The organism is Micropruina sp. (genome assembly GCF_047607385.1).
In the GTDB taxonomy this organism is placed as follows: Bacteria; Actinomycetota; Actinomycetes; order Propionibacteriales; family Propionibacteriaceae; genus Micropruina.
Genome location: NZ_JASGDE010000011.1, coordinates 1 through 8266, shown reverse-complemented (window position 1 = coordinate 8266; position 8266 = coordinate 1). Strand labels below are relative to the sequence as shown.

General features: G+C 70.7%; 10 protein-coding genes and 1 pseudogene. 10 read left to right on the top strand and 1 reads right to left on the bottom strand.

Annotated elements, in window-relative coordinates; genetic code table 11:
* From QM582_RS00830 to QM582_RS00815, 4 genes are all read left to right on the top strand, one after another.
* On the top strand, window positions 1-284 hold a 284-nt coding region (locus QM582_RS00830; RefSeq protein ID WP_415080873.1), incomplete at its 5' end, for a helix-turn-helix domain-containing protein.
* A 268-nt stretch (window positions 285-552) separates the two neighbouring features.
* Complete coding sequence (locus QM582_RS00825; protein ID WP_415080871.1) at window positions 553-1338, top strand: ABC transporter ATP-binding protein; 786 nt, start codon at window positions 553-555, stop codon at window positions 1336-1338.
* A 7-nt stretch (window positions 1339-1345) separates the two neighbouring features.
* Window positions 1346-1798 (top strand): NfeD family protein, encoded by a 453-nt coding sequence (locus QM582_RS00820; protein WP_415080869.1) that lies wholly within the window; start codon window positions 1346-1348, stop codon window positions 1796-1798.
* A 2-nt stretch (window positions 1799-1800) separates the two neighbouring features.
* Window positions 1801-2979 carry an SPFH domain-containing protein gene (locus QM582_RS00815; RefSeq protein WP_415080867.1) on the top strand — a complete coding sequence of 393 codons (1179 nt, stop codon included), beginning with the start codon at window positions 1801-1803 and terminating at the stop codon, window positions 2977-2979.
* Between the two features lie 45 nt (window positions 2980-3024).
* Here QM582_RS00815 and QM582_RS00810 read toward each other — a convergent pair whose 3' ends face one another.
* Window positions 3025-4002 (bottom strand): bile acid:sodium symporter family protein, encoded by a 978-nt coding sequence (locus QM582_RS00810; protein WP_415080866.1) that lies wholly within the window; start codon window positions 4000-4002, stop codon window positions 3025-3027.
* A gap of 38 nt (window positions 4003-4040) precedes the next feature.
* Here QM582_RS00810 and QM582_RS00805 point away from each other — a divergent pair, with 38 nt between their 5' ends.
* The 6 genes and pseudogenes from QM582_RS00805 to QM582_RS00780 all read left to right on the top strand — a co-directional run bounded on the left by QM582_RS00805 (window position 4041) and on the right by QM582_RS00780 (window position 8206).
* A complete protein-coding gene (locus QM582_RS00805; protein ID WP_415080864.1) occupies window positions 4041-4856 on the top strand; it encodes a TrmH family RNA methyltransferase in 816 nt (271 codons plus the stop codon).
* Window positions 4857-5050: 194 nt separating this feature from the next.
* Window positions 5051-5221 (top strand): type II toxin-antitoxin system VapB family antitoxin, encoded by a 171-nt coding sequence (locus tag QM582_RS00800; protein ID WP_415080879.1) that lies wholly within the window; start codon window positions 5051-5053, stop codon window positions 5219-5221.
* A 178-nt stretch (window positions 5222-5399) separates the two neighbouring features.
* Entirely contained in the window at window positions 5400-5822 is a 423-nt protein-coding gene (locus QM582_RS00795; protein WP_415080862.1) for a PIN domain-containing protein, read from the top strand.
* A 60-nt stretch (window positions 5823-5882) separates the two neighbouring features.
* Window positions 5883-6392 (top strand): annotated as a pseudogene (locus QM582_RS00790) (DinB family protein); the annotation flags it as partial.
* Entirely contained in the window at window positions 6284-6775 is a 492-nt protein-coding gene (locus QM582_RS00785; protein ID WP_415080877.1) for an ankyrin repeat domain-containing protein, read from the top strand. The pseudogene QM582_RS00790 and the gene QM582_RS00785, both read left to right, overlap by 109 nt.
* A gap of 15 nt (window positions 6776-6790) precedes the next feature.
* Complete coding sequence (locus tag QM582_RS00780) at window positions 6791-8206, top strand: serine hydrolase domain-containing protein (protein ID WP_415080875.1); 1416 nt, start codon at window positions 6791-6793, stop codon at window positions 8204-8206.
* Window positions 8207-8266: the final 60 nt, after the last annotated feature.

Below are 8266 nucleotides of genomic sequence, written 5' to 3'. Positions count from 1 at the left end.
TGGACTACGCGGCCGGCGTCACCGGCGTCCCGGAGCCGGTGCCGGTGCCGGCGTGGGACCAGCACCGCGCGGCGAGCGGACGCCCGGAGTTCCGCCGCCGGGAGCTGGAGGTGCTGCGGGCGCTGGCCGCCGGCCGGACCAACAAGGAGATCGCCGCGCAGCTCGGCCTGACCCCCAAGACGGTCATGCACTACTCCTGCGCGATCTATCAGAAGCTCGGCGTCCGGGGCCGGGCCGCCGCCACCGCGTGGGCCGTCCGGAACGGCTTCGCGGCCCCCGACTGACACCGGCGGATGGGCGAATGCCCACTGCGCCGGGACGGTGCTCCTCCCTACCCTGGGGCGACCCGGGACCCGGTGTCCAGGCCGGGTAGGCCGACCGCAACCCGGGTGCCCGATGTCGGCGGGCGCGGATGCTGTCCGGGTGGTGCTGCCACCCGGACAGTGCATCCCGACGGTGACCCCGCGGGGGGATGGGGTCGCCGCCGGGAGTCCGGGGGGATGGCCGCGCGTCCGACTCGTCCGGGCCGGCTCAGCCGGTAGGTTTGCCGGCATGGCGGCTGTTGCGGAGTTGGCGGGGGTGTCCATCGTGCGTGGCGAAGCCACCCTGCTGGACAAGGTCGACTGGCGGGTGGAGGAGTCCGAGCGCTGGGTGATCATCGGTCCCAACGGCGCCGGCAAGACCACCCTGCTGCAGATCCTGGCCGCTCAGCTGCACCCGTCGTCCGGAATCGCCGAGATCCTCGGCGAGGTGCTCGGCGCCGTGGACGTGTTCGAGCTGCGGCCCCGGATCGGGGTCGCCTCCGCCGCCCTGGCCGACCGGATCCCGCGCAGCGAGCGGGTCGCGGACGTCGTGGTGTCGGCCGCCTACGCGGTGATGGGGCGCTGGCGGGAGAGCTACGAGCAGGCCGATTTCGAGCGCGCCGTCGAGCTGATGGACCAGTTGCGGGTCGGGCACCTGGCCTACCGCACCTTCGGCACGCTGAGCGAGGGGGAGCGCAAGCGGGTGCAGATCGCCCGGGCGCTGATGACCGACCCCGAACTGCTGCTGCTGGACGAGCCGGCCGCCGGTCTGGACCTGGCCGGACGGGAGGGCCTGGTCAGCACGCTGAGCGAGTTGTGCGGCGATCCGTACGCCCCGGCCACCGTGCTGGTCACCCATCACGTCGAGGAGATCCCCACCGGGATCACCCACACCCTGCTGCTCAAGAAGGGCTCGGTGCTGGCTGCCGGCCCGATCGAGGAGGTGCTCACCGCCGAGCGGCTGAGCGAGACCTTCGACATTGCGTTGGATGTCACCCGCACGAACGGTCGTTGGAGCGCCCGCGCCCGGGCATGATAGGTGCATGTGGGAGTGGTTCAGCGACAACTGGTGGGCGGTGTGGCTGATTGCGGCGACGCTGCTTGCCGTCGCTGAATCGCTCACCCTCGATTTCACGCTGCTGATGCTGGCGGCCGGCGCGCTGGCCGGTGCCGGCGTCGCGCTGCTCTTCCCGGGGATGATCCTGGTCCAGGTGATCGTCGCGGTGGTGGTGGCGTTCGCGCTGCTCTTCCTGCTGCGGCCCACGCTGCTGGAGAAGGTGCGGTCGGCGCCCGGCTACCGCTCGTCGCTGCAGCGCATGGTGGGCAGCACCGGACGCGCCATGACGGCGATCACCGGAAGCTCCGGCGAGGTGAAGGTGAACGGCGAGATGTGGCAGGCCCGCAGCTTCGGCGATGTCGAGATCGACGAAGGTGCGCCGGTGGAGATCTTCGAAGTCGACGGAACCACAGTGGTTGTCTACCCCAAGGAGCCCTGACCATGGAATGGATACTTCCCCTCATCATCGTCGTGCTGGCGGTCGCGCTGTTGACCCAGGCACTGAAGGTGGTGCGCCAGCAACAGGTCGGCATCGTCGAACGACTGGGCAAATTCCGCCGCACCCTCGATCCGGGTCCGCACCTGCTGGTGCCGCTGATCGACAACGTCCGCTACACCATGGACATGCGTGAGGCCGTCGTCCCGTTCCCGCCGCAGGGCGTGATCACCGAGGACAACCTGATGGTGAGCATCGACTCGGTGATCTACTTCCAGGTGGTCGACCCGGTCCGGGCCGCCTACGAGGCGCAGAACTACATCCAGGCGATCGAGCAGCTGACCATGACCACGCTGCGCAACATCATCGGCGGCCTCGACCTGGAGCAGACCCTGACCTCCCGCGAGGAGATCAACGCCAAGCTGCGCGCGGTGCTCGACGAGGCCACCGGCAAGTGGGGCATCAAGGTGAACCGCGTCGAGCTGCGCTCCATCGAGCCGCCGGCCACCATCCGGGACGCCATGGAGAAGGGCGCCCGGGCCGAGCGCGACAAGCGTGCCGCGATCCTGCTGGCCGAGGGCCAGCGGCAGTCGCAGATCCTGTCGGCGTCCGGCGACCGGGAGGCATCCATCCTGCGGGCCCAGGGCGAGCGCGAGTCGGCGGTGCTGCGGGCGCAGGCCGACCGGCAGGCGAAGATGCTGCGGGCCGAGGGCGAGGCGCAGGCGATCACCACCGTGTTCGGCGCCATCCACGCCGGCAAGCCGGACCAGTCGCTGCTGGCCTACCAGTACATGCAGATGCTGCCGAACCTGGCCCGCGGCGACTCCAACAAGGTGTGGATCGTGCCGTCCGAGTTGAACGACGCCCTGAAGGGTCTGGGCACGGCGGCCGGTGATCTGCTCAAGGGCGCCGGCTACGGACGCAGCGAGGGCGAGTTCGAGGCGCCGGAGAAGATCGACGTGTTCGCCGAGATCGCCCAGCAGAAGGTGGAGGCCGAGGGCGAGGCGGCCAACGCCGTCCAGCAGGCCATCGCCGAGGCGCAGCAGATGGAGCAGAATCGCGCTCGCCGGGTCGGGATCAACACCCCGCCGGCTCAACTGAACCCGCCGGCCGCCGAGCCGGCGCCCGGCCCGGAATCCCAGGCCGCACCGCAGCCGGAGCAGGCCCCCGAACAGCAGGGCTGACCGGGGGTTCGTCGCCACACCGTGTCGTCCGGACGGACGACACGGTCAGGCTGCGGCAGGCTCGTCCGGCACCTCTTTGGCATAGCGGGACGCCAGCGATCCGCAGGCCATCAGCTGGGCCTGGTGGAAGACCATCAGCGGCAGCACCAGCAGGCCGACCGGCGAGCCGGCGAACAACACGTTCGCCATCGGCAGCCCGGTGGCCAGCGACTTCTTGGTGCCGCAGAACTGGATCGCGATGACGTCCGCGCGGTTGAAGCCGAGCCGCTTCGCCAGCCAGTGACTGAACCACAGCATCACCGCCAGCAGCACCAGGCAGACCGCCAGCAGGCCCAGCAGGTCGGTGGCGTTGACCTGCTGCCACATGTGCTCGCGCATGCCGGCCGAGAACGCCGAATAGACCACCAGCACCACCACGCCCTGGTCGAACAGCTTGAGCCGGGGATGCGCGGCCACCCAGTCGGCCGTCCAGCGCCGGGAGAACTGGCCCAGCACGAACGGCACCAGCAGCTGGCCGACGATGTCCAGGATCGAGGACGGGTCGATCGCGATCCCGCCGGAGGTGGTCATCAGCGCCCAGCACAACAGGGGGGTGACGAACACCCCCAGCATGTTGGACGCCGACGCGCTGACGATCGCGCCGGCCACATTGCCCTTCGCGATCGAGGTGAAGTTGATCGAGCTCTGCACCGTGGACGGCAGCAGGGTCAGGTACAGCACCCCGGCGTACAGGGCCGGGCTGAGCAGCCACGGCGACAGCACCTGCAGGCCCCAGCCGATCAGCGGGAACAGCAGATAGGTCAGCGACAGGATGGTCAGGTGCAGCCGCCAGTGCTTCAGGCCGGCGATGGCCTGCTCGGGCTTGAGCCGGACGCCGTAGACGAAGAACAGGACGGCAACCGCCACCTTGGTCAGCCAGTCCAGCACGGTGACGGCCGCGCCCTGGGCGGGCAGCAGGCTGGCGATCACCGCCGCGGAGACGATGGCCAGCAGAAAACGGTCCAGTCGCTTCAGCCAGCCCATGGCCGACACCCTATGGCCCGTTTATTACGGGCGATGGCATGCGCCAGACTGTGATCGTGCCCGACCCGATCGACATCGCCGACCCCGCCGATCCCCGGCTGGCCGACTACGTGGCGCTGCGGGACGCGTCGCTGCGCCGGCACCTGGAGAGTGAGCAGGGCCTGTTCATCGCCGAGGGCGAGAAGGTGATCCGCCGGGCGCTGCAGGCCGGCTACCGTCCCCGGTCGTTCATGCTGGCGGCGCGCTGGCTGGCCTCGCTGCAGGACGTCGTCGGCGACGCCCCCGTCTACCGGGTCAGCGAGCAGACCGCGGAGCGGGTCAGCGGGTTCCACGTGCACCGGGGCGCGCTGGCCTCGCTGCACCGGGAGACCCGGCACACCATGGCCGACCTGCTCGGGTTCCGCCGGCTGATGGTCTGCGAGGACATCGTCGACCACACCAACGTGGGCGCCATCCTGCGCAACGCCGCCGGCCTGGGCTGGGACGGCGTGCTGCTCGCGCCGCGCTGCGCCGACCCGCTCTACCGGCGTTCGATCAAGACCTCGATGGGTGCGGTGTTCTCGCTGCCCTGGGCGCGGGTGGACGACTGGGGCAGCGCGGTGCCGGCGCTGCGGGCGTCCGGGTTCACGGTGATCGCGCTGGCCCTGACCGACGGCGCGGTCGAACTGGACGCCGCGGCGTCCGCCCTCGGACCGGACGCCCGGGTCGCCGTGCTGCTCGGCACCGAAGGTTCCGGGCTGTCGGATCGCTGGATCGAACAGGCGGACGTGGTGGCCCGGATCCCGATGCGCGCCGGCATCGACTCACTCAACGTGGCGGCGGCCAGCGCCATCGCCGGCTACGTGCTGCGCTGAGCGGGGACGTCCCGCCCGGCGCGGGCCGAGGACCTCCGTATATAGTGCTTCATATAGATATCAAGGCGCTGATCAACGCGGTGTTCGCTGGTTGAGCTTGTCGTTTCGCTGGTTGAGTTTGTCGAAACCCGCTGCCGGTCTCGACGAGCTCGACCAACGGAGATCGGCGCCTCCGGAAGGAGTGCATCGTGGCAATGACGAGTGTCGACCTGGATCCGACGTTGATCGAGCGCGCCAGGGCGCTCACCGGTGAGAAGTCGAACCGTGCCGTCCTGGACCTGGCGCTGCGCCGCCTGATCGCCTCGAAGCAGAAAGGCGCGATGATCGACGGCATCGCCGCGCTGACCGACCTAGGGAAGCGCTGATCAATCATGTCCCGGCTGCGGCGCACCCGGCGGGCGATCTGCGGCCCCCAAATCTTGCGCTGTACGTCCAGTACGACTGCAAGATCCGGGGGCTGCAGCTCATCCCGCCGGGCACGTCCTCGCTCGGAACAGCATTGATCAGCGCTTCCCTGGAGGCCGAACTGGGCGCGCCGACCCGATGACCGACTATCTCGTCGACAACTCGGTCTGGGCCAGGCTGGCCGCCGGCGATCCGGGGATCACGGCGCGGCTACGGCAGATCGAGCGGGCGCCGGCAGACCTCTTCGTCACGTGTCCGCCGCAGGTGCTGGAGTTCTGCCACAGTGCCCGGACGCCGGGCGAGCACGCGCACTACCGGGAACAGATCTCGCTGGGGTTCCCACTGGAACACGCGCCCGAGGAGTCACTGGTGCTCGACATCCAGAGCGCCCTGTGGAACGCGGGACTCGTCCGTGCGGCGGGGTCGCTCGACATCCTGATCGCCGGGTACGCCATCGTGAACGACGCGACCGTGCTGGCCGCCGATCGTGACTTCGACCACATCGCCAGCGTCACCGATCTGCGCCACGAGTACATCGCACCCGCGCCGGCCGCCGGCTGATCCGGCCTCGAGCACCCCGTGACCGGTGCCGGAACGCGAGGGGTCGACTACCGTCGCGCTATGACGTGGGGTGCTGACCTGGTTGACCAGCTGGACTTCTACTGGACCGTGCATTTCCGGCCGCGGCTGGTCGGGCTGACCGACGCGGAGTACCGGTGGGAGCCGGTGCCGGGCATGTGGAGTGTCCGCCCGGACGCCACCGGCCGGATGCAGGTCGACCTGCTGGTGCCCGAGCCGCCGATTCCTCCGCTGACGACGATCGCCTGGCGGCTCGATCACATCAGCCGAGGGGTGTTGGGCATCCGTGCCCGCGCGCTGTTCGGTGGCTCCCCGGCCGGGGACGCCGACGACATCGACATGTTCGACGACCGGCATTGGCCCGAGCCGCGTCCGGCGACGGCGTCGGAGGCTCTCGCCGAACTCGACCTGGCCTACCAGCTGTGGCGCGACGGAGTCGCGGCGTGCGACGACGAGGCGCTGGGTCGTCCGCTGGGGCCGCGCGGGGCCGCCTTCGCGGAGAGTTCGCTGGCGCAGCTGGTGTTCCACATCAACCGCGAGGTGATGGCGCACGGAGCCGAGATCTGCCTGCTGCGCGATCTCTACCGGGCCGAGCAGCAGGGGCGAGACCCGCTGGTCGCCGCCGCGCTGCGCGGGGACGCCGACGCGGTGCGAAGGCTCGACGTGAGCGGCGCGCGCGTCCGACGCTGGTCGCCGAGACGGCCGGGCTGCGGCACTGGGACGCGGTCCGGGCGCTGGTCGAGGGCGGCGCCCCGATCGACGGTGCGCTGCACTACGCGGCGGCGGCCGGTGAGCGTGCGATCGCGGAATGGCTGGTCGAGCACGGGGCCGATGTCGATGCCGTCGATGACCGGTTCGGGCTGACCCCGGCCGGGTGGGCGAACTACGTCGGCCACGCCGAGTTGGCAGCCTGGCTCACGGATCGGCAGCAGTAGGTTGTTGCAGTGACGATGCCGCGCAGTACTCCCGCGGCCCAGGGCGTCGACGCCCGCGGCCTGCTCGCCCTGTTGGACGCCTTCGAAGCTCCCGGACACGGCTATCACTCGCTGATGGTCGCCCGGCACGGGCAGGTGATCGCCGAGGGCTGGTGGGCGCCGTATGCGCGCGACCGGGTGCATCTGGGCTACTCGCTGAGCAAGAGCTTCACCGCCACCGTGCTGGGCAACCTGGCCGGACGCGGCCTGATCGACCTGGACGCACCGGTGCTCTCCTACCTGACCGATCTGGCGTCCGTGTCACCCAGATGGCGGCGGGTGAGCGTGCGGAACTGCATCACGATGACCGTCGGCCACAGCGCCGACGTCTGGGACTGGCGCGGCGACGCGAAGCTGCCGCCCGGCGATCCTGGCGACGGCGACCCGCTGCTGCCGTTGATCCTGGCCTGCGAACCGGACGGGGAGCCGGGAGAGGTGTGGGCCTACAACCAGGTGGGGACCTACCTGGTCGCGCAGGCCATCGCCGCAGCCACCGGCGAGCCGCTGACGGTCCACGTCCGGCGGCTGCTGCTCGATCCGTTCGGCGGCGGTGCCGGCAAGGCGCAACGCACCCTGCAGGGTCGCGACTTCGGCTTCAGCGGGTTGCACATCACCACCCCGGCGATCCTGGCGCTGGCCCAGACCTGGCTGGACGGCGGCCGCTGGCAGGGTGAGCGGATCGTGCCGGCCGACTACGCGGCGCAGGCGCCGCGTCCGAGCGCCGCCTCGCTGGCCGCGGACGAGGTCGGGGACTGGGCCTACGGCTACGGCTGCTCGTTCTGGGGCGCCAGCCACGGCTACCGCGGCGACGGCGCCTTCGGGCAGTTCGCGATCGTGCTGCCGGAGCAGGACGTCGCGGTGGCGATCACCTCCGAGGTGGCGGTGATGCAGGAGGTGCTGGATCACCTCTGGCGGCACCTGCTGCCGGCGATCGACGCCGAGACCGACGCCGCGGCGGACGTCCAACTCGCCCACCGGCTCGCCGAACTGGAGCATCGTCCGTTGTCAGGGCCGGAACGACGGCCGCCGGTGCGGGTGCTGCGGGACGCGGCGTCGCAACTGCCGGAGGCGTTCGGCGCGGTCAGCCTGGAGACCACCCAGGGCGGGCATCACCTGCTGCGCATCGAGCATCCGGCCGGCGAGCTGGTCACGGTGGTCGGCGACGGCCAGTGGCTGGAATCGCGCTGGCCGACACCGCAGGGACCGGAACTGGCCGTGGTCGCCAGCGGCGCCTGGCAGGGCGACGTGTTCACCGCCCAGCTGCGGCTGGTGGAGACCCCGCACACGATCTTGGTAGACCTGGACACAGCGTCCGGAACGGCGCGGCTGGACTGGCGGCTGGTGCCGCTCACCGGCGCCGATCCGTTGGGGACGGTCGGCTTCCCGTTCTGAGGGTTTCTGAGGGTGACGACACCGAGCGGGCCTGCCGGAACCGTGGTTCCGGCAGGCCCG

Bases quoted from the DNA above. Each gene is read 5' to 3' on its own strand.
- QM582_RS00825 (WP_415080871.1), top strand. From the start codon at position 553: ATGGCGGCTGTTGCGGAGTTGGCGGGGGTGTCCATCGTGCGTGGCGAA.
- QM582_RS00820 (WP_415080869.1), top strand. From the start codon at position 1,346: ATGTGGGAGTGGTTCAGCGACAACTGGTGGGCGGTGTGGCTGATTGCG.
- QM582_RS00815 (WP_415080867.1), top strand. From the start codon at position 1,801: ATGGAATGGATACTTCCCCTCATCATCGTCGTGCTGGCGGTCGCGCTG.
- QM582_RS00810 (WP_415080866.1), bottom strand. From the start codon at position 4,002: ATGGGCTGGCTGAAGCGACTGGACCGTTTTCTGCTGGCCATCGTCTCC.
- QM582_RS00805 (WP_415080864.1), top strand. From the start codon at position 4,041: ATGCGCCAGACTGTGATCGTGCCCGACCCGATCGACATCGCCGACCCC.
- QM582_RS00800 (WP_415080879.1), top strand. From the start codon at position 5,051: ATGACGAGTGTCGACCTGGATCCGACGTTGATCGAGCGCGCCAGGGCG.
- QM582_RS00795 (WP_415080862.1), top strand. From the start codon at position 5,400: ATGACCGACTATCTCGTCGACAACTCGGTCTGGGCCAGGCTGGCCGCC.
- QM582_RS00780 (WP_415080875.1), top strand. From the start codon at position 6,791: ATGCCGCGCAGTACTCCCGCGGCCCAGGGCGTCGACGCCCGCGGCCTG.